Raw genomic sequence first — 20,087 nt, 5'->3', positions numbered from 1 at the left:
TTGAACTTACTCTAATGTCTTGTAGGTTACCTTGTAATAGAATCTAGAGACCTGTTCATCCTTGATGACCTCTACATTCCAATCAGAATCAGGTAAGAATGATTCAGAAGATTCAGGCAAAATGCTGAATTTTTCCAAGCGCACATCAGGACCACTGTATCTAACATTTAGACTCATTCCATCAACCTCAACTACATCATAGATTTGTCCAGGTTTTCTAGTAGATTCACTAACAAGACAATCAACGTCAGGTCCAATTATGCATACACCACTTTCAGAAGAAACTTTGAGATTAACATCAGATACATCATCTCTTAAAGGAGTGAGCAAAGAGCCAGAAACAACACGTGGTAAAAGGGTTACATCATCAATAGTTTTCTCTTGTGTAGACACAGAAATTGTTTTATCAGGAATTCTATTTTCTTTTTCAATTACTGTATCTAATTTTGGTGCAGGAGGCTCTTCAACCACATTAAATAGAATGTGTTTTGTTTCAAAGTCAGCATCAATTGTCACTTCATATTTTCCAATAGAAGAAATGTTATTAGGAATTTTAAATTCATGAACAAATGAGCCAGAGGGACTTGGACGAATTGATTTAACTGCACCTGTATGTGTTCCACAAATAAAAGAGCCACAGGTAATTTCTGTATCAGATTTTTTGATAATGCTTACATCATATGCTTCAAGATAAATCAATTTGTTTGGTTTTCCAGAGATAATTACAGTTTCACCAGGGTAATATTCAGTTTTATCAGTAGACACTAACAAAGATACAGGTGCATCAATACCAAAAGCATAATCATTAGCAACACTAAATGAAGTAGTTGTTTGAATGTTAGAATAAATGGCTTTTACTGAATAAAGTCCCTCACTAAAGATAGTGGGAGGCAATTCAAACAAACTTGAGAATTCACCACCTTGTTTTGGATATACAGATGACTCATGGATTTGTTTGTATGGGAAAGTTCCATCTAAAACTTTGATTGTCACACGTTCTGGAACAACCAATCCTTCATCACCCTGTTCACGAACAATTACATTTCCAACAACTTTGAGTTTATCTCCTGCCTGATAGAGGGATTTGTCAGTTGTTACAAATAGAGGTGTTTTTGACAAAGAGTCATTTTCAGGATCTGCAGATACTTTGAAGAATAAGTCAGTACTAAAAGTAGCTCCAGATACTTTGATTTTGTATATTCCAAAATTAGAATTTGCGGTATCTCGTAGTCCATCAGACTTTATTGTTTGATATCGTTCAGAAATAGGAGTAGTCCAAGACCAGGAGAGTCTTTGATTGTCAATGGATGCACCAGAGGTAGTCGTTGTTCCATCAGGCCGAGTAACTGAAATTGTAACAGATCTGTCACCAGTTGTAAATATTCCACCTACATTGACTTTTTCACCTAAACCATAAACCTCCTTATCAAGAGAAAGTTTTGTACCACTTGCCAAGTCATCGGCAATATCAAAAGAGGTTGTTGCCAAAAGATCCAAATATTTTGCAGTTATCACATATGTGCCTTCAGAGAATATTCCTCTACTAAGATCAGCAGTGACCGAGAATACACCACCAGGTTCAGGAATTGCTGTAAATTCATAACTGGCAGTTACAGAACCAGTTCCACCAGATGCACCTTGATTAATGTTAGAAGGAACACCTATTATTGAAAGGGGTTTTCCATCTTCAGTTTTAAATGAAATTGACACAACGGGTGTTTCAAGACTTGTTCGTTCAACAACTTTTTTGATTTGTCCACGAATTACAAGTTCTTTATCAGTAGTAAAATCATAGACTTGTTTGTTAGTTGTAACAATCAATGGATCAGTTATTGTGACAAAGTTTTCAGGATCCTCTACTGCTTTTACTATTTTTGTTACAGAACCTATATCCTTTGAAACTTTGATTTTGTAGTCACCTAATCGAGTATCGGAATTAGGAATAGTAAACGAGTATTGGAATTTTCCATCACCATCAGTCCTAACAACATCCAAAATTTTCAAAACAGAGCCACCACCAAGTTGACTACCAGTACCTAATGACAGGCTCTTTGTTTGAGTTATTTCCAAATCAAGGGATGCAATCCAAACATCATTTAATCGTCCAGTAATTGTGACTACTTCACCTAACCCATAGACATCTTTGTCAGTCCACAAAGATATAGGAACTGATTCTTTGACATCTTTTACCACTTCAAATGTTGTGATTGCAGATTTGTCAAAATACTCTCCAATTATTTCATAAGTTCCATAAACAGGATTTACAGTAGATATGAAAACCTTAGTAGCAAATTTACCATTTACTGGAAACAAGTTTCCATTATACACAACATTACCAGAAGAATCAGTGACAGTGAATTTCATTCCTTGAAATTGGATAATATCAGTAACAGTACCGGTAATTGAAACCGTTTGACCTGGAATGTATTGAGATTTATCAGTAGTCAAACTCAGAGAACCGTCTTGTTGTTCTTGTTGTTCGATTATTTCAAATCCAACAGAAAATGAGGTATTTGCAACAGCACCAGCATAACTAACATTTACATCATAATTCCCTTCGTTAATTCCTAAAACTTGATGAAGACTAAGAGTTGTTTTGTAATTTAAATTCAAATCAGGATATAAAGTCAAAGTTCTATCAAAATTTGGGCCAGATATGGTTACAACAATTGCTGCAGGTTGAAAGAATGGTTTCTCAACAAATATTTCTTTTGAGACCTTTCCTTGAATTACTGCAGTTTCTCCAAACAAATAGGAAGACTTTGTAGACGAAACAGTTACTGTGATTTCTTCAGCGCTTTGCGTCTCAATTAATTTACCGTTAGTAGAACCAGAGGTAGATGTTACAAATTTCCAATCATCAGAAGCATCAAGGTCATAACCATCATAGATTCGTTGCCAAGATGTAAAATCATTTTTTATATCAGACAAAATAGGAGTCTTGTCTATTACAACTCCATTTTCATCTCGTAGTTCAACGGATTCATTGATGTCAGTAAACCAAACACTTTGGTAAGAGAATGTTAAAAACTGTCCAGGTTTAATTGTTGTTCCAGACCCAATGGTCATGGTTTTCTTTAGAACAGTGGTGGATGCAATCTTCCATCCACTCAAATCAATTTCAGAATCAGTTGGATTGTAAAGTTCCACCCATTCAGAAATAGATTTAGAATCATCTCCTGGAGGATTAATGTCAACTTCATTGATTACAACAGTGTCTGCAGTTTGAGCATATGCAGGAACAATTAGTCCCACAAGTAAGAACATGGAAAAGACTATAGGTATATTCAGATTCATTGTTGTTTCCTGTCTTTTTTGACGAGAAGAGTCATTTTAGAATGAAATTGAGGAAAAGTTGAGCTAGTTGTTAAAGTCATATATCTTAAAACCATCATCAATGTTAGTAATTTTTCAGTTTTAAGGTCTACGTATCAATCATTCCTGAGAATAGTCACAATTTGGGCATTTTTTATCATTTATTTTAGCCCCACATTCCAGGCATATGCCATCTCCCACATCTCTTTGAATTATTTGACGTCTCTTTGCAACATAGATTTTGATTCCAAAATACATGACAATCACTATAATTGCAGCATATGCAGGACTCATGAAAGGTATCAGTCCAATCATGAAAAGCAAAAGTCCTGCAATCAAAATAATATCTCGTCTCTCAAATTTCAATAAAACAAAACCTCAAGGAATTGATAAAAACATGCCGGAGCTCAGAGCCATTAGTTTACTTCATATCAAAGTCATTACTCTAACTCTTCCTCATTGCTCAGGCAATGTTACTACCAACTAATTTGATAATAAGATAATGGTGGGATCGGCGAGATTTGAACGCGCGACCTCTGCGTCCCAAACGCAGAATCATACCAAGCTAGACCACGATCCCAGTAAGTCCTAAAAGTCGCCCAATTTAAGCTTCACAGATAATCATTTTAAAGGCACATAGGGGAGCAAAAATGTGCAAATAGAAGATTACATCAAAGCAGGAAAAATTGCATCTGAAGTTAGAGAGATGGTCAGAGTAAAAGACTGGATTGGAAAAACAGTCTACGAAATTTGCGAATTGGTAGAAGATGAAATCAGAAAGCGTGGGGCAAAGTGTGCATTTCCAGTTAATACAAGCATCAATGAAGTTGCTGCTCACTATACTGCAGAACCAAATGATCCAATCATCATCAAAGATACAGACTTGGTAAAAATTGATCTTGGTGCACAGATTAATGGTTACATTGCAGACACAGCAGTAACGGTATGTTATGATCCACAATATGACGGATTAGTTCAAGCAGCAGAAGAAGGATTAGCAAATGCAATGTCAATGATAAAAGCAGGAGTAAAAGCAAGTGATATTGGAAGAACCATAGAAACCACAATAAAACAAATGGGATACAAACCAATTGCAAATCTTAGCGGGCATTCACTAGAACAGTATACAATACATGCAGGAAAATCCATTCCAAATATTTGGTCAATTGGGGGTTTTTCACTCTCAGAAAATTCTGCATATGCATGTGAGCCATTTGTGACAACAAGTGACGGGGGAGGATTTGTCAGGAATGGACAGATAAAAAATATTTTTGCAATAAACTCTAGAAAGAAAACAAAGGATCCAGAAGCTGATAAGTTGCTTGATTTTATCTGGGAGAGTTTCAACATGTTGCCATTTGCATTGAGATGGATTACAAAAGAAAGAGATGAAAAAGAAGCAAGGAATTTGTTAAATATTCTAATAAAGAAAAAGGCAGTGCAAGCATATCCTGTGTTAATTGAAGTAAATGAGCAAAGAGTAGCTCAAGCAGAACACACATTCATTCCAACAGAAAACGGAGTTACTGTTACTACTCAAGCATAAATTATTGCTCTACAGTTTCACCGAATATTTTCTCAATTGTCACGATACCATCACATGAATCACATTTTGATACTTCAGAGAACAACATGTCACCAGCAGAGAATTTTCTTTTCTTTTGCATCCCACATTTTCCACACTTCTCAACGGTGTATGCAATTGTGATTTTTTCTTTTGAAAACATTATTGAGGAACTCCCACAGTATTTCCAACACCTATTATTACCACAGATTGTCCTTCCTGAGTATTTTCTTTAATCATTTCATAGACTTGTGAACGTACATCATCTGCTTGGTTTGCAATTTCTTTTGTCATTAGAGTAATTGCTTCTTTAACAGATTGTTTTACGACAATGGAAAAAATTGGAATTTGTTTTTCAACTGCAATTGCCTCTATGTGGAATTTTTCAGTTCCGATTCCCCCAATAGCTGCACCAAAACCACGTGCAACAGATGCAGAGTCCTCACCTTCCATTTTTAATGCAGCATCAATCATGATTATTGCGTCAATTTTATTTTCTGAAATTATCGATTCTAACGCATCCGCAGGGCGTCCTACAGTAGACCCAGGACCTTCTGCTTTTAATAAAAATAATTTTCTGTTTTCAAATTCAGTTTTTACAAGTGCAGTTTGAAATGCAATTGCTTCTTTTGGACTATTTAACATCATTTTTCCAACAACCATAGGTCCAATTCCATCACCTACAGGTTGTCCTGTTTTAAATACAGGTACTGCTTCTTTCATGGCTTCTGCCTGCTCCATTATAAAAGGCAGAATCATTTGAAGGGGCAAAATTAAAGGATAGTTATTTTGTTTTTTTGCAGTTAAAAACATGTGATTGATAATTTTATGAATCATCTGCAATGAAGATGCAATTTCAAGTAAAGTTTGGACTTTGGATAATTCAACATCAGGTATTTCAGAAAAAAGTGATTTTACATGTTCACGTGTATAGTCTTCTCTTGATCTTACTGTATGCTGAACTTTCTCAACAATGCCATTTGGATCCATATCAACAGGCATGATAGTAAAATAATCTAAAAATTGATCAATTTTTTTTTCGGGGTTACTTTTCGGATTCAGTTGTTTATTGATGTAGTCAAGCAACTCATTTCTTGATTCATCTCTAAATTCACCTAGTTTTTTTATTCCTTTTTTGATTTCACCTGAAGTGACATACAACTGAATTCGTTGGCCGTAAAAAATGAAGATGATAATGGGCAAAATCCAAACCAACATCATCAAAGGGTTAGTATCATCTTTCATTCCAAATAATTGTTCAAAATCAAAATTAGTAAAATTCACTAAATTTCACGATCGTCAGATCTCAATTAAACCATTCGTCCAATACACAATTAAGTCAAAAAAATGAGGAAAATGCCTACAGATGGTAAAAAATATGGCGAGTGCTTTTATTATAGTTAAAATACAAAAAAATCGAATATGCCACAAACCAAACCTATCGTAAGTGTGGAAAATGTAGTAGCTTCGGCATCTGTAGATCAAAAGATGGACTTGAATGAGATTACCAGAACATTTCCAGATGTAGAATATCATCCTGATCAATTTCCAGGGCTAGTTTTTAGATTAAAGAGTCCAAAAACTGCAACATTGATTTTCACTTCAGGTAAAATGGTATGTACGGGTTCCAAGTCAGAAGAGATGGCAAGAAAAGCAGTAAAGACAGTTGTACAAAAACTTCGAAAAGGAGGAATCAAAGTAAAGAAAGATGCAGTAGTAGAAATTCAAAATATTGTTGCATCAATTAATCTAGGTGGAAAAATTCACTTAGAACAAGCTGCAAGAACACTACCAAGAAGTATGTACGAACCAGAGCAATTTCCAGGACTTATTCATAGAATGCTAGATCCTAAAACAGTCATTTTGTTGTTTTCCTCAGGAAAACTTGTCTGTACAGGAGCAAAGAAAGAACCAGATGTTTACAGATCTGTAAATAATTTACATGCATTACTAGAAGAAAAAGATCTAATGATTTATGACTAGTCATAAATCAAACATATTTTCATTAATTATTTAATAATTCAAGTATACATAGACAATTAAATTTTGCAGATACAATACAAGATTTAGAAAATAGGATTAATAGAAAAAAATGAAATTGGCTCGAGTTTTTATCTTTAATAGATTATTTGACAGGACTTCCCAAAGGAACATCTTCTTCTACAGTTAACCAAAATGGTTTATCATCAACATCTGCAGCTAAAAGCATTGCATTAGATTCAACTCCCGCCATTTTCTTTGGCTCTAGATTTGCAAGGACGATTACGGTTTTTCCAACAATGTCCTCAGGTTGAAAGTATTGAGCACCACCAATAATTACATCACGGTGATCATCATTTCCCAAATCAATTCGTCCTTTGATAATTCTTGATTTACCTTCAATAGGTTCTGTTGCAATGATTTTTGCTACCCTAATGTCTAATTTTGCAAAATCGTCATAAGATACATTTGACATGAAAAAACAACAATATGGCCCATTAAATGAATTTCGAATTACTGCAGATCTTTTTTATCAATGCCGCTAGTTTCAATTTCATATCTTAATGCTGCTGGAAGCTCCATGTATTTTTTGTTAACAAGTTCAACAATTTGATCATCAGGTACATTGACTTTTTTTAATAATTTTCCACGTTGATGTGCGTATGCATTTTTCCAAAAGCCGACACCATCAAAGGTTCCTATTTTTGGCATATATTTCGAAGGTTTCATTTTCTTTCAAAGATTGGGTGACTGTGACGGAAGAATGGCAAACGCCATTAGAACTGGAGTTACTGTTCTGGATTTTAGGCATGTTGCCCATCACAGTCTATTTGCAATAGAATGGGAATCTAATATATTTAATGCGGAATGAACAATTGCACTTCATGGCTACAATACAAGTCAAACTCAAAATCAATGCTCCAGTTGAAAAAGTATGGGATGTGGTCTCAGATATCGATAATGAACCAAAGTTTTGGAAAGGAACAAAAGAAGTAAGAAACATCTCAAAGAATGAAAATACAATAAACAGAGAGATCACAATAGCATTTCGAGATCAAAAATGCATGCAAGAAGTCACCATAGAGCCAAAAGACAGAATTCATGCAAAATTTACCAAAGGCATAATCAACGGTGAAAAAATTGTATCATTAATCCCAGAGGGAAACCATACCATACTACAAACAGATTGGAACATCAAACTAACAGGTATGATGAGCATGTTTACAGGCATGATAAAAAATCACATCAAAAGTGGCACTGAGCAGGCTATGCAAAGTATCAAAGAAGAAATCGAGAGATAGTGATGGACATAGCATTTGATGTTTTCAATTATTCGTTGTCTGCAATTCTAATTGGAATATGCGGGGCGTGGATATTTTTAATAAAATCAATGTCAGATTCGTTTAGATTAACACCATATCTTGACAGATTCAAAAATACTGCAAAAACATCTCCCAAAGTATCAATAATACTTCCAGCAAGAAATGAAGAAGAATTTCTTGGAAAATGTTTAGACTCTTTGATTAACCAAGATTATCAAAACTATGAGATCATCGTAATTGATGATTCATCAGAAGATTCTACTGGAGAAATAATTTCAGAGTATGCTAATAAATATTCCAAAGTCATTCACGTATCTGCAAAAACAAAACCAGATGGATGGATGGGGAAAAACTGGGCATGCATGGAGGGATATCGAAAGGCAACAGGAGACTTGTTATTATTTACCGACGCAGATACAACACATCAAAAAAATGTAGTGTCTCTTGCAGTGGCGCATCTTATTTCATTTGATTTAGATGCATTATCAGTTATTCCAAAAATGTTAACATTTGATTTTTGGACAAAAATTACACTCCCAATGATCTCCACGTTCTTGCACACAAGATTTTCTGCATTAAATGTCAACAATCCTTCAAAGAAGACAGGGTATTTTTTTGGTAGTTTCTTCATTTTGAAGAAAAAAACATACGAACAAGTTGGCATGCATGAAGGAGTCAAACACGAAATAATTGAAGATGGCGCACTAGGAAAGAAAGTAAAAGAATCGGGTCATAAAATGAAAATGGTAAGAGGAGAACACCTCATTGATGCAGTATGGGCAAGAGACAAGAGCACACTTTGGAATGCATTAAAAAGATTAATGATTCCCTTGTATCTACAAAGTGGAAAAATAGCTGTGGGAATTTTCTTTGCAGTGTTGTTTTTACTATTTGTACCATTTCCAATTTTTGCAGCATCCATAGCATTACCTAATGAAACTATATCTGCAAACACTCTTTGTGTCACATCGTTTATGGCATTATTATTAATTTACATCGGGGCAATAGTTGAAGCAAAAAAAGGATTAGAGTTAAGATTAGTTCATGCATTATTTGCTCCATTAGGCAGCCTAGTTGTGGTTTTAGGATTTTTGAGTGGATTACTTCAAGCCAACAAAGAATCATCAGTTACTTGGAGAGGAAGAAGTTATTCCATGAAAGATCATTCTCAGAGTTCAATTAGTGTATAGCAAGCCTTTTAGATATAAAATAAGAAACAAAAAACCTCATGGACAAATCAGGCGTATTTGTAGGTGGGGCCATAGGAGCTACGATCGTAATAGTAATTTTTGCAGTACTATTTGTTTCACCGCCAGAAGTAGAGAAACCAAACATCATAGTCAGCAACGGACATGATCCAAGCACTGTGGGAGAAATCACCCCTACGCATACAAAAAAATTATCATTAATTGAAATATTTGAAAAATCAGAACCAGGAGTAGTACGAGTCAATGTTCAGAGAGGAGAAAATGCAGATTCTGTTGGAGGAGTGGGTTCAGGTTTTGTTTTTGACAAAAATGGACATGTAATTACAAATGCACACGTAATTAATAATGCACAAAAAATTATTGTGACATTTCTTGACGGAAGATCATATAATGCAGAGATTATAGGAGTAGATGAATTTACAGATCTTGCAATAATCAAAGTTAATGCAGATTTAGCATTGTTACGTCCATTACTAATAGGAGATTCTTCTAACCTCAAAGTTGGAGAACCCATAGCAGCCATAGGCAATCCCTTTGGATTATCAGGTTCCATGACATCAGGAATTGTTAGCCAATTAGGAAGATTGCTCCCACTAGCTTCTTCAGGATACTCCATCCCAGATGTCATTCAAACAGATGCAGCAATTAATCCAGGAAACTCTGGAGGACCATTATTAAACATGAGAGGGGAAGTGGTTGGAATCAACACGGCAATTCAATCAGCAACAGGTGAATTTACAGGTGTAGGATTTGCGATACCATCACAGACAGTTGCAAAAATAATTCCGACACTAATTGAAAATGGAGAATACAAGCATCCATGGATAGGAATTTCAGGCAGAGATATTGATCCTGATTTGGCTAAAGCATTAGAGCTTCAAGATGCAGTTGGCTTTTTAATAGTAACAGTAGTAGAAGACAGTCCAGCATCTAAAGCAGGTCTTATTGGATCAGACAAAACAATTGATGTTGATGGTGTAAACTATCCAATGGGAGGAGACATCATCTTATCAGTGGATGGAATCGAAGTAAGAAAAATTGATGATATTTTGATTCACCTTCAAAGAGCAAAAGCAGTTGGAGACGAGATGATTTTAGAGGTTTTAAGAGATGGCAGAACTACAAATGTCTCAATTATTCTTCAAGAAAGACCAAACGGAAATTAATTCTATACAAGCATAAATACCCTTAATCAAGAACTCATTCTGTTGAACAAACTTGTCTTAAATTCTGAGAGTTTAAACAATGTTTTAGACAACAAGGAAATTTCACGTCAGAGTATTTTAGAGGTGTATCAACATGCAGTAAAAGATCCAAACGAACTTTTTTCAACAGCACAAGTCTTAAGAAAAAACACAAGGGAAACACAGTAACATTTTCAAAAAAAGCATTTTTCAACATCATTAATCTCTGCAAAGATAGTTGTTCATATTGTACATACAAGGCAGAGCCAGGAGAAGAAAAACTATCATTAATGTCAAAGCAACAAATTACAGAATTACTTGATCTTGCAAAAAAATACAGATGTGTTGAAGCATTATTTGTAACAGGAGAGCAACCTGAACAAAGATACCAAGAGGCAAGGGATTGGTTAAGAGAAAATGGATTTAGAACCACTTCAGAATACCTAATTCATGCATCCGAAACAGCATTGGAAAAAGGGTTATTTCCACATACCAATGCAGGAAACTTGAATTTTGAAGAGATGAAGGAGTTAAAGAAAACAAATGTTTCAATGGGGTTGATGCTTGAAAATATCAGTGATAGGTTAACCGAGAAAGGAATGCCTCATTTCTTGGCAGCAAGTAAAAGGCCAAAGGCAAGGTTAGAGATTTTAGAAAACTCTGGAAAGTTAGGCATTCCAATGACAACAGGAATTCTTGTAGGAATTGGGGAAAACATAGAAGAGATTGTTGATTCGTTATTAGCAATCAAACAATTACATCAAAAATACGGAAACATTCAAGAAGTGATCTTACAAAATTTCCAACCAAAACAAGATACCAGAATGAGAGGTGAGCCATCAGCTGATGAAAAATATTTCAAGATCATTGTGGCATTATCCAGAATAATCATGCCTAAAATGAACATACAGATTCCACCAAACCTTTCACCCAGGTCGTATCAAAGTTTTTTGTCAGTGGGAATAAATGATTGGGGAGGAATTTCACCATTAACTCCCGATTTTGTAAATCCAGAATTTTCCTGGCCGGAGATAAACAGAGTGGAAGAAAATTCTAAACAGGCAGGATTTGATTTGAAATGTAGGTTTCCAATATATCCAGAATTCTTTTCTTTTATTAGTAAAGAACTACAAGAAAAAATGGAAAAAGTTCAAGATGAGGAAGGTCTGGTAAAGAAGGAGTATTGGAGATGATAAGAAACATAGATGCTATTTTCAGAGATACAGATCCGATTGTTTCAGAAATTCTAAACAAAGCTCTTTCAGAAAAAGAAGTTTCTGCAAAAGAAGGTTTGGAATTGTACAATACATCTGGAATTGAGTTTCATCTAGTGGGAATGGTAGCAGATGAATTAAGAAAGAGAAGAGTAGGAAATGTCGTATCTTATGTAGTAAATAGAAATATCAATTTTACAAATGTATGTATCAAACAATGTGGATTTTGTGCTTTTAGCAGAGATTTTAGAGAAGAGGAAGGATATTTTCTACCAACAGAAGAGATCGTACGTCGAGCAAAAGAGGCACATCAGTTAGGGGCAACTGAAGTTTGTATTCAAGCAGGGCTTCCACCAGACATGGAAGGAGATGTGTATGAAAATATTTGTAGGGAAATCAAAAAGGAAATTCCAGACATTCATATCCATGGATTCTCACCTGAAGAAATTCTGTATGGAGCCACACGTTCAGGTGTAAGCATAGAAGAATTTCTCAAAAGAATGAAAGAAGCAGGAGTAGATACACTTCCAGGCACTTCAGCTGAAATCCTTGATCAAAGATTAAGAGACAAAATTTCACCAGGCAGAATTAGTGTGAAAGATTGGGAAAGAGTCATCAAAAACGCCCACAAAATTGGAATAAACACAACATCAACTATGATGTTTGGGCACTTGGAATCTCATGAAGATAGAGTAAAACATATTGAAAAATTAAGGGAAATTCAAAAAGAAACCAAGGGTTTTACAGAATTTGTTCCGCTTAATTTTATTCATACAGAAGCACCAATGTACAAACATCAATTACATGAAGGAATTAGACAGGGAGGAAGTGGAAACGATGTTTTACTCACCCATGCAATTGCAAGAATAATGTTGAACAATTACATCGATAACATACAGATGTCATGGGTTAAAGAAGGACAAAAAATGTCTCAATTATTATTAATGTGGGGAGCTAATGATTTTGGTGGAACTTTAATTAACGAAAGTATTTCAACTTCTGCAGGTTCAGAACACGGACAATTATTGAGACCAAAAGAAATTAGAAGGATGGTAAGAGAAATCAACAGAGTCCCTGCAGAAAGAAATACAAAATACAAAATAATAAAAAAGTTTGAAGACAGTGACGAATCAGAAGACAAACTTGACAAAATTACAAACACAACACAGTTTGGATCATATGTAGAATTGATTAAAATAAACAAATTCAATTATCAAAATCCAAGGAGAAAGTAATTGTCTGCCTTAGAAAAGGCATTACAACATTCAAAAAAAAGGCAAATTGATGAATGTGAAATAAGTTTTGTGAAAAAAAAGATTATCACAGTAAGAATTACAGATTCAGAGATTGCAGAAATTAAACAAAGTTTCGATAAGAGTTTTGGAGTGAGATTAATTCATGGAAACAAAATTGCATCCATTCAGACCAACAAGGAAGAAGAGTTAGGAAAAGCAATAGATTTAGCACTTTCAACCACATCAAATCTAAAACCAAAAGAATTTTGGATGGGACTACCTGAAACTGTATCAATCACAAATCTCAAAGGAACTTTTGATGAAAAATTAGAAAAAATTACAGGTGCAGATGCAATGGATATCGCACAAACTATGATAAATTCAACAAATTCAGATAAAATTGATACGATTACAGGCTCACTAAACATAGTTTCAGAACTTTTTGAGCTAGAAAACTCCAACGGACTACATCTCAAAGATAAATCAACATACATCTCAGGAATCATAAATGCAGAGTCAGAACACGGAACATTACCAGTATCAGGAATTGGTCATGTCAGCGGTAGAACGTTATCAAAGTTTTCAGCAGAACAGATTGGCAATGATGCAAAGAAAATGTGTATCGAGTCAATAAATCCTAAAAAAATTGATACAGATGTCTATTCCATAATTTTTGAACCATATTCTGTTGGAGAATTATTGGCATTTGTAGTAGCGTTAAATTTTAATTTTAAAACATTTTCAGAAAAGAAAAGCTGTTTTTCAAATAACTTAGAAGAAGAAGTGGCAGTTTCAGATTTTAATTTAACAGACGATCCCCATATTGCAGAAGGAATTGGAACAAAATCAGTTGACGATGAAGGATTAAAGACACAAAAAAATAATTTAATTCAAAATGGAGTTTTTAAAAATACTTTTTCAAATCTTTTTGATAGTTACAAAGAAGATAAAAAATCAACTGGAAATGCTGCAAGAATAGGTTCTCCAATGGGTCGAAGTTCGGAACCAATTCCAATATCAGCACCACATAATTTGAAAATCAATTCAGGAGAATCCTCGCAAGAAGATATGATTAAAGATACAAAACACGGGTTACTAATTGGGAGATTGTGGTACACATATGCAGTGAATCCCATCAAAGGGGATTTTTCATGTACTGCACGAAGCGGAGTTAGAATTATAGAAAATGGAGAAATTAAAAACCCTGGAAAATCTGTAAGAATAATTCACAATCTTCCAATAATGTTAAAAAATATTTTAGAAATTGGGAATAATCAACAAAACGTCATCCAATGGGCATCACTCCCCTCAGTAACACCATCAATTAAAGTAAAAAATATCAAAGTTAATTCAATTTAGATGACGGAATATTATTTAAAAAAAGTCAGGACAAGATAAAGTACATACCCTACTGCCAGACACACACCCATGGTTCTATTAATTATGCCTGTTTTCAGGCCAATTAACAATGCAATACTAAACAAGATCATGATTGCATAATCAACAAAAACATCCGCAGAAATTATTACGCCGCCAAGGGCAGCACCAACACCCATAATCATCAAGATATTGTAGATGTTGCTTCCTATGATATTACCAACACCAATATCTCCATGTCCTTTTCTAATTGCAATGATAGAAGTAATTAATTCTGGTAGAGAAGTTCCAATTGCAATCACAGTCAAGCCAATTATTTTTTCAGATAAACCAAATTCTTTAGCAAGTATTACCGCATTATCTACAGTCAAAATAGCACCAACATACAAAAGGCCAATACCAAGTCCAATCAAACCTATAGATTTTAGATAGATATTGTTTCCACCTTGTGGGATTTGGTCTTTAGTTTCCTCTCGTTGTTTCATTGCATCTTTGAAAGTATAATATCCAAATACACCTAATCCAACAAGTAACAATACTCCATCATATATTGACAATTCACCGTCAATTGAAATTAAAATAAGTAAAACAGAAACACCCAACATAATTGGTATTTCTTTTCGTAGTACAGATTTTTGAATTGCAAGTGGAACAATAATTGAGGCAATACCAATCACCATGCCAACATTTGCAATATTACTTCCAACAACATTTCCCAGAATAATTGCACTATGTTCACCTGCAGCTGCTACACTTGCAGCAAGTTCCGGAGTAGATGTACCATATGCTACAATAGTCATTCCAATTACAAGATTACTGATACGAAATTTTCTGGCAATGGTGACACCGCCACTAACTAACCAATTTCCACCAAAGCAAAGCATCACCAACCCTACAATAGTAAGAGCTGTGCTGAGTACTATATCCACAAGAAATGTTTAGAAGATAGGTGTTTAAAGTAAATCATTTACTATATTTTTACAATTCAAACAATTCAAGCTAATTCTAACTTTATCATCTAGGCACAAAACAAGAGAGACAGTTATTGAGATTCTTTTAGAGAATCAAGTTTAGCGTGAGCAGTATCTATAATTTTCAAATAATCTGCTCGAGGTTCGGTACTGATCAAAAACAACTCACTAGAATTTACAGGAATGCTAATCATTGTTACTTTCTCATACTCAGTAATTGATGAATGCTCATCTCCTATTTTATAGGCCAAATTAGTATACAAATCTCTTTTTTGTAATGCATAATGAATGGACATTTTAACTTCGTCGCCTACAAGTAACTTGTCAACATTATCTTTTTGACCACCTGCAATTAATTCACCTTTGCTGTTTGCAATACCGGCAAATCGAACTTTATCATCTAAAGCAAGAATTTCATCACATAATCCATCATATTTGTTAGTCAAATTGTTTATCTCTGTATGACTAAAATTTGTGGGAATATTTCAGCGTTTTCATTTTAAACTACAAATTGTTTTTTTGGAACCACATAGATATTTCTAAGTTAAAAAAATTTAAAGTGAAAAATGTGAGAGATTTATTTCTTTTTTCTAAAGATTTCATCTTTTTTCTGTAATTCATCTGTGTATGTATCCATATCTAACATGAATTCTTCTTCATCTGAATATGCAGATTCTGCATGCTCACTAATATCAAGACCAACGTCTTCAACTTCAGGTGTGACTCTAATGCCAATCAAATGTTTGATTATTTGCATCAGTATCCATGTTCCACCAAATCCAATTGCACCTGCAACACCAACACCTACGGCTTGAATCCATAGTTGATCAGGGTTACCAAATAGCAATCCATCTACTCCACCAGGATTGATCATGGTACTTGCAAAGATACCAATTGCAAGAGAACCTACAATACCAGCAACACCGTGAACTGAACTAACATCAAGTGCATCATCAATGTGTAGTTTTTCTTTGAATAACACCACGCCAGAGTATGATATTACACCAATTGCAATACCAATTACAAATGCATGTTCAGCACTAACAAATCCGGATGCAGGTGTAATTCCAGCAAGTCCGGCAATTGCACCATTAATTGTAGCAACAACAGAAGGCTTTCCAGTTCTTACCCATGAAAGCCCACCCCAAATCAAGGCTGAAACAGATGAAGCCATATGAGTTACGATAACAGTGTTTCCTGCAACACCACCAGATGCTGCAAGTGCACTGCCTGCATTAAAGCCAAACCATCCAAGCCATAACAAAGATGAACCTAAAACTGCAAGTGGAATACTATGAGGAATCATAATAGCAGGACCATAATTCCTCCTCTTTCCAAGTACCAACGCAGCAGCCAGAGCTGCCATACCAACACTAGTGTGAATTACAATGCCTCCTGCAAAGTCTACAACTCCTAGTTGTGCTAACCAACCGCCACCCCATACCCAGTGTACAAGAGGATAGTAGATCAGTGTAGACCATGCTGCAATAAATATGATAAAAGAGCTGAACTTCATTCTTTCAGCAATTGTTCCTGTAAGTAACAATGGAGTAATACAAGCAAACATCAATTGGAATTTTACAAACAGAACGCCTGGAATTGTTGGTGCATAGTCTAGAGGAGCATCAGATGGAACGCCTTTGAGAAAAACCCAATTCATATCACCAATAAGACCAAGTTCATCAGAAGGACCAAAAGACAAACTAAATCCAAATACAAACCACATTACACTCAAAAGTGCCAAACCAAAAAATATCTGCATAAAAATTGAAGCCGCATTTTTCTTTCTTAGTAAACCAGATTCAAAAAGACCCAATGCAGGGATCATAAGCAATACAAGACTTCCAGCTACTAGCATCCATGCTGTATCACCAGAATCAAGTACCATTGAGAAAAAAAATTGTTTTTAATTAATAACAATATCCTAATTTGATTGTCAAATGATAATCATTTGGTCTACAAAATCAGAAATTATATTTATCAAGTAGAAATTACAATTATCAAATGCTCAAAATAGAAGTCATTCTTGGCGAAAATGATGTCATGGCAATTAGTGAGGCACTAAAAGAAATAGGCATAGGCGGACTCACAGTAGGCAAAGTTAGAGGTAGAGGAAAAAAGCCAGGACCAGAAATTCACGCATCAAAAGGAAGCGAGATTTTTGTCCCTCAGTTCAATGACAAATATTGGATTGAAGCTATTATACCAGAATCTAAAGAAGATGAAGTGATAAACATCATTAAAGAAAATGGCAGAGTCGGTAAAATTTTCGTTTCACAGGTATTACGTGCAGTAGATATTGCAACTGGCGAAGAAGGCGAATCAACAATAATGTGAGTGTACATGAATATTCGTAAAAGTAAATTATTTCATAGAGAAAAGATGCAGCCCATAAAACCCAAAGACTATCCAAAAGTAGCTGCAATCGTAGGCATAATTGTTATACCACCAATATTATTACTATTCATATGAAAACATCTAAAATCACGATTGCAAAATTGATAATGGCAGCAGTGGGCCTAACACTAGTAGGTTTATGGTTATTTTCAGATTACATTTTCTAAATTAAAAATCCCCAAAATTATTTTCATAAATAACTGTAGGATTTTTCAATTGTTTTTCCAATGTTGGGAGATATTTCATGATGCAATGGTTTACAAAATCACTAAATGATTTGATTCGATAATCAGTTCGAAGCGTATCTTTGTTTTCTTCATATATTACTTGGAGTTTATGTAAAGTAAATTTTTGCAAAGGAACAAATCTACTTCGTTTTGGCAATGATTTTCTTTCCACATTTTCCTCAAAAGGAATCTCAAGATCTTTTTGACCATCATTAGTTTCCATATCAACCACTTCTTCCATTTCAGAGACAAAGATTTTTCCGCCATGAGTTGCAGACAAACCAGAATTTTTTGAAATCATTTCAACAACTTTTCTTGCATCTTTATCTGGAACAACAGTTTCAATTTTTGCCAGAGGAATAGATTTTAAGCCAGTGGAACCAACACGTGAACCTCTTGATTCATCATAGATATTGCTGTCTTCTAAATTTCGTTTGTCAATAATGTAAGTGCCAACAGTATTCAAATGAGTTTTAATTGTAGGGAAATTTTTCCTTTTTATTACAGCCTCTATTTTTTTCACAAATAATTTTCAAAAAAGGGGATATTTATGAGATTAGGCAAAAATCATAGATAAGATTTGATCGGAATGTGATAATCTAGGAAGAGGGTAGGCACAAAGCAAAAGTGTAAAAAAATCAGCTAGAAAGATCAATAAAGCTCAAGTTAAAGACTAATAAGGTAATGTACCGTACTGTACAGTATGATGCGAGCAAGACTAACATATGTACCACTAGAAGTGGCAGAACAATTCGAAGATTTCATAATCAAAAGAGATGAAGAAATTCTTGGAGCAGTAAAAGCAAGAACCAAGGATTACAGTACATTATCTTTATTGAAATTGTTGTATCAATTAAGAGGAAATCCAATGACATTTTCAGAATTGTATTCAAAATCAAAGATCAGAATGAAGAAGTCATTTCTGAACTATCTTCACCTGTGTGTAGACTACAACTTTATCAAAAAAGAAGCAGTTGGATCAAATATGATCTACACAATTACAGACAAAGGACATACAATGCTAGGCCTCTTTATGCAGAAAAATAATTAGACAGATGAATTCCGCATTATTTTTGATTAGACACATTATGATTATTTGGTCTTAACAGATTTGGCCAGACATTCATTTACAACTCTAGAAAAGGATATAGATTCATTGGAATTTTGAATCATTCTTGCTTGTATTTTCCGTAGTCTATCATAAACAATGTCATCTATAACTAAGCTAATTCGCGTTCCCATAATTGAAAGTAGGAGGTTCATAACATAAGTAGTTTTTGTTAGTATGATTTTCATAATTATTTCAAACCCTACAGTTAATTATGGAATACAGAGTTTGAAAAATTCAATATCTTGTATTTCTAAGAGACAGTAAATGTTCCAGTAAAATTTTTGCTTTGTCGTCTTGTATCTTTAATTCCTTCTGCAATAATGGATCTTGGGATCTGGATACATATGAATTAGGTTCCATAGATACATAATTATCTTGTTTGGAAAAGTCAGGATTATTAAAATTTGAATATATCAAATCCGCTCTATTTTCTTCATGTTTCATAATATCATCAAATAGATAATGAGTACGTGTGTATCCATGAAATGTTATTTTGTCATTTTCCATCCTCTGATCAATTGCAGGCATTAGTTTAACCTCATAGTGTTCTGCAGGAACCCAGTTGTTCCAGAAAGGATTTTTCCTAGCATCATTTTCACAAATGGAGAAACAATCTAAAGTGAATGTTGTTGGATCATCACCCACAACACAAACTTTTGTTTGTAAATTTTCATTCCATTGAATAGTATTATCCCCACTACAAACAATTGAACTTGCAATAACATATTCTGTAGAATGACTCACAACTATAATTGCAGAAGCAACAATCATCAACAAGACCAATAGAGGAGATACCATCAATGGTATTAAGCAATTTTTTCATATAGAATCTACGGAAAATATTGAGTATTAGGTATTCCAAAATGGAATAAACCAATAATCAATGAGGATCATATATTGTGAACCAATTTTTATGTATTCAAGATAAATGTTCAAGGTAAATCTAAATCAGGCATTACCAAACTTTGTGTCTGAGACGCCA

At 34.4% G+C, this 20,087-nt stretch carries 21 protein-coding genes, 1 tRNA gene and 1 pseudogene; 11 read left to right on the top strand and 12 right to left on the bottom strand.

Features of this window, described 5'->3' with window-relative positions:
- Window positions 1–6: 6 nt before the first annotated feature.
- The 3 genes from NKOR_RS03130 to NKOR_RS03120 all read right to left on the bottom strand — a co-directional run bounded on the left by NKOR_RS03130 (window position 7) and on the right by NKOR_RS03120 (window position 3,895).
- On the bottom strand, window positions 7–3,297 hold the full coding sequence (locus NKOR_RS03130; protein WP_232203040.1) for a lamin tail domain-containing protein: 3,291 nt from the start codon (window positions 3,295–3,297) through the stop codon (window positions 7–9).
- 138 nt (window positions 3,298–3,435) lie between these two features.
- Complete coding sequence (locus tag NKOR_RS09930; RefSeq protein WP_014962911.1) at window positions 3,436–3,681, bottom strand: hypothetical protein; 246 nt, start codon at window positions 3,679–3,681, stop codon at window positions 3,436–3,438.
- Window positions 3,682–3,818: 137 nt separating this feature from the next.
- Window positions 3,819–3,895 (bottom strand) — tRNA-Pro (locus NKOR_RS03120).
- 72 nt (window positions 3,896–3,967) lie between these two features.
- Between NKOR_RS03120 and map the strand changes: the two genes are divergently transcribed.
- Complete coding sequence (gene map / locus NKOR_RS03115) at window positions 3,968–4,861, top strand: type II methionyl aminopeptidase (protein WP_014962910.1); 894 nt, start codon at window positions 3,968–3,970, stop codon at window positions 4,859–4,861.
- Between the two features lies 1 nt (window position 4,862).
- Here the strand turns inward: map and NKOR_RS03110 are convergent, their stop codons facing one another.
- On the bottom strand, window positions 4,863–5,042 hold the full coding sequence (locus NKOR_RS03110; RefSeq protein WP_014962909.1) for a hypothetical protein: 180 nt from the start codon (window positions 5,040–5,042) through the stop codon (window positions 4,863–4,865).
- Window positions 5,042–6,163: a DUF1512 domain-containing protein gene (locus tag NKOR_RS03105; RefSeq protein WP_014962908.1), complete on the bottom strand. Its 1,122-nt coding sequence runs from the start codon at window positions 6,161–6,163 to the stop codon at window positions 5,042–5,044. The genes NKOR_RS03110 and NKOR_RS03105 overlap by 1 nt, the downstream gene beginning before the upstream one ends.
- Before the next feature lie 138 nt (window positions 6,164–6,301).
- On the opposite strand from NKOR_RS03105, the gene NKOR_RS03100 reads away from it, so the two are divergent.
- A complete protein-coding gene (locus NKOR_RS03100) occupies window positions 6,302–6,862 on the top strand; it encodes a TATA-box-binding protein (protein WP_012214981.1) in 561 nt (186 codons plus the stop codon).
- Between the two features lie 142 nt (window positions 6,863–7,004).
- On the opposite strand, the gene NKOR_RS03095 is transcribed toward NKOR_RS03100, so the two are convergent.
- Window positions 7,005–7,334 carry a tRNA-binding protein gene (locus NKOR_RS03095; RefSeq protein ID WP_014962907.1) on the bottom strand — a complete coding sequence of 110 codons (330 nt, stop codon included), beginning with the start codon at window positions 7,332–7,334 and terminating at the stop codon, window positions 7,005–7,007.
- Between the two features lie 38 nt (window positions 7,335–7,372).
- The gene (locus NKOR_RS03090) at window positions 7,373–7,588 is read right to left on the bottom strand and encodes a hypothetical protein (RefSeq protein WP_187146200.1); all 216 of its coding nucleotides are present in this window, start codon (window positions 7,586–7,588) and stop codon (window positions 7,373–7,375) included.
- 155 nt (window positions 7,589–7,743) lie between these two features.
- On the opposite strand from NKOR_RS03090, the gene NKOR_RS03085 reads away from it, so the two are divergent.
- From NKOR_RS03085 to NKOR_RS03060, 6 genes and pseudogenes are all read left to right on the top strand, one after another.
- Entirely contained in the window at window positions 7,744–8,160 is a 417-nt protein-coding gene (locus NKOR_RS03085) for a type II toxin-antitoxin system RatA family toxin (RefSeq protein ID WP_014962905.1), read from the top strand.
- Between the two features lie 2 nt (window positions 8,161–8,162).
- On the top strand, window positions 8,163–9,371 hold the full coding sequence (locus NKOR_RS03080) for a glycosyltransferase family 2 protein (protein ID WP_014962904.1): 1,209 nt from the start codon (window positions 8,163–8,165) through the stop codon (window positions 9,369–9,371).
- Window positions 9,372–9,409: 38 nt separating this feature from the next.
- Window positions 9,410–10,555 (top strand): S1C family serine protease, encoded by a 1,146-nt coding sequence (locus NKOR_RS03075; protein WP_014962903.1) that lies wholly within the window; start codon window positions 9,410–9,412, stop codon window positions 10,553–10,555.
- A 42-nt stretch (window positions 10,556–10,597) separates the two neighbouring features.
- A pseudogene (gene cofG, locus NKOR_RS03070) lies at window positions 10,598–11,766 on the top strand (7,8-didemethyl-8-hydroxy-5-deazariboflavin synthase subunit CofG).
- Entirely contained in the window at window positions 11,763–13,022 is a 1,260-nt protein-coding gene (gene cofH / locus NKOR_RS03065; RefSeq protein WP_014962900.1) for a 5-amino-6-(D-ribitylamino)uracil--L-tyrosine 4-hydroxyphenyl transferase CofH, read from the top strand. Before cofG ends, cofH begins: the two are co-directional and overlap by 4 nt.
- On the top strand, window positions 13,023–14,381 hold the full coding sequence (locus NKOR_RS03060) for a TldD/PmbA family protein (RefSeq protein ID WP_014962899.1): 1,359 nt from the start codon (window positions 13,023–13,025) through the stop codon (window positions 14,379–14,381). It begins immediately after the preceding gene.
- Window positions 14,382–14,392: 11 nt separating this feature from the next.
- Here NKOR_RS03060 and NKOR_RS03055 read toward each other — a convergent pair whose 3' ends face one another.
- From NKOR_RS03055 to NKOR_RS03045, 3 genes are all read right to left on the bottom strand, one after another.
- The gene (locus NKOR_RS03055) at window positions 14,393–15,328 is read right to left on the bottom strand and encodes a calcium/sodium antiporter (RefSeq protein ID WP_083879819.1); all 936 of its coding nucleotides are present in this window, start codon (window positions 15,326–15,328) and stop codon (window positions 14,393–14,395) included.
- Between the two features lie 113 nt (window positions 15,329–15,441).
- Window positions 15,442–15,816 carry a DUF6659 family protein gene (locus NKOR_RS03050; RefSeq protein ID WP_014962897.1) on the bottom strand — a complete coding sequence of 125 codons (375 nt, stop codon included), beginning with the start codon at window positions 15,814–15,816 and terminating at the stop codon, window positions 15,442–15,444.
- Window positions 15,817–15,947: 131 nt separating this feature from the next.
- A complete protein-coding gene (locus tag NKOR_RS03045; protein WP_014962896.1) occupies window positions 15,948–17,258 on the bottom strand; it encodes an ammonium transporter in 1,311 nt (436 codons plus the stop codon).
- A 116-nt stretch (window positions 17,259–17,374) separates the two neighbouring features.
- Between NKOR_RS03045 and NKOR_RS03040 the strand changes: the two genes are divergently transcribed.
- Window positions 17,375–17,707 carry a P-II family nitrogen regulator gene (locus tag NKOR_RS03040; protein ID WP_014962895.1) on the top strand — a complete coding sequence of 111 codons (333 nt, stop codon included), beginning with the start codon at window positions 17,375–17,377 and terminating at the stop codon, window positions 17,705–17,707.
- 6 nt (window positions 17,708–17,713) lie between these two features.
- A complete protein-coding gene (locus NKOR_RS10510; RefSeq protein WP_255348575.1) occupies window positions 17,714–17,842 on the top strand; it encodes a hypothetical protein in 129 nt (42 codons plus the stop codon).
- Between the two features lie 93 nt (window positions 17,843–17,935).
- On the opposite strand, the gene NKOR_RS03035 is transcribed toward NKOR_RS10510, so the two are convergent.
- Window positions 17,936–18,517, bottom strand: coding sequence for a P-II family nitrogen regulator (locus NKOR_RS03035; RefSeq protein WP_014962894.1), 582 nt, complete (start codon window positions 18,515–18,517; stop codon window positions 17,936–17,938).
- A 180-nt stretch (window positions 18,518–18,697) separates the two neighbouring features.
- Here NKOR_RS03035 and NKOR_RS03030 point away from each other — a divergent pair, with 180 nt between their 5' ends.
- The gene (locus NKOR_RS03030; RefSeq protein WP_016939658.1) at window positions 18,698–19,045 is read left to right on the top strand and encodes a helix-turn-helix domain-containing protein; all 348 of its coding nucleotides are present in this window, start codon (window positions 18,698–18,700) and stop codon (window positions 19,043–19,045) included.
- A gap of 294 nt (window positions 19,046–19,339) precedes the next feature.
- Here NKOR_RS03030 and NKOR_RS03020 read toward each other — a convergent pair whose 3' ends face one another.
- On the bottom strand, window positions 19,340–19,903 hold the full coding sequence (locus tag NKOR_RS03020) for a hypothetical protein (RefSeq protein WP_014962892.1): 564 nt from the start codon (window positions 19,901–19,903) through the stop codon (window positions 19,340–19,342).
- Window positions 19,904–20,087 lie beyond the last annotated feature (184 nt).

Source organism: Candidatus Nitrosopumilus koreensis AR1 (genome assembly GCF_000299365.1).
GTDB lineage: Archaea > Thermoproteota > Nitrososphaeria > Nitrososphaerales > Nitrosopumilaceae > Nitrosopumilus > Nitrosopumilus koreensis.
This window is presented reverse-complemented; position numbering and strand designations above follow the sequence as displayed.

Bases quoted from the DNA above. Each gene is read 5' to 3' on its own strand.
- cofH (WP_014962900.1), top strand. From the start codon at position 11,763: ATGATAAGAAACATAGATGCTATTTTCAGAGATACAGATCCGATTGTT.
- NKOR_RS03040 (WP_014962895.1), top strand. From the start codon at position 17,375: ATGCTCAAAATAGAAGTCATTCTTGGCGAAAATGATGTCATGGCAATT.
- NKOR_RS03090 (WP_187146200.1), bottom strand. From the start codon at position 7,588: ATGAAACCTTCGAAATATATGCCAAAAATAGGAACCTTTGATGGTGTC.
- NKOR_RS03085 (WP_014962905.1), top strand. From the start codon at position 7,744: ATGGCTACAATACAAGTCAAACTCAAAATCAATGCTCCAGTTGAAAAA.
- NKOR_RS03095 (WP_014962907.1), bottom strand. From the start codon at position 7,334: ATGTCAAATGTATCTTATGACGATTTTGCAAAATTAGACATTAGGGTA.
- NKOR_RS03080 (WP_014962904.1), top strand. From the start codon at position 8,163: ATGGACATAGCATTTGATGTTTTCAATTATTCGTTGTCTGCAATTCTA.
- NKOR_RS10510 (WP_255348575.1), top strand. From the start codon at position 17,714: ATGAATATTCGTAAAAGTAAATTATTTCATAGAGAAAAGATGCAGCCC.
- NKOR_RS03045 (WP_014962896.1), bottom strand. From the start codon at position 17,258: ATGGTACTTGATTCTGGTGATACAGCATGGATGCTAGTAGCTGGAAGT.
- NKOR_RS03130 (WP_232203040.1), bottom strand. From the start codon at position 3,297: ATGAATCTGAATATACCTATAGTCTTTTCCATGTTCTTACTTGTGGGA.
- NKOR_RS03110 (WP_014962909.1), bottom strand. From the start codon at position 5,042: ATGTTTTCAAAAGAAAAAATCACAATTGCATACACCGTTGAGAAGTGT.
- NKOR_RS03030 (WP_016939658.1), top strand. From the start codon at position 18,698: ATGATGCGAGCAAGACTAACATATGTACCACTAGAAGTGGCAGAACAA.
- NKOR_RS03020 (WP_014962892.1), bottom strand. From the start codon at position 19,903: ATGGTATCTCCTCTATTGGTCTTGTTGATGATTGTTGCTTCTGCAATT.
- NKOR_RS03100 (WP_012214981.1), top strand. From the start codon at position 6,302: ATGCCACAAACCAAACCTATCGTAAGTGTGGAAAATGTAGTAGCTTCG.
- NKOR_RS03075 (WP_014962903.1), top strand. From the start codon at position 9,410: ATGGACAAATCAGGCGTATTTGTAGGTGGGGCCATAGGAGCTACGATC.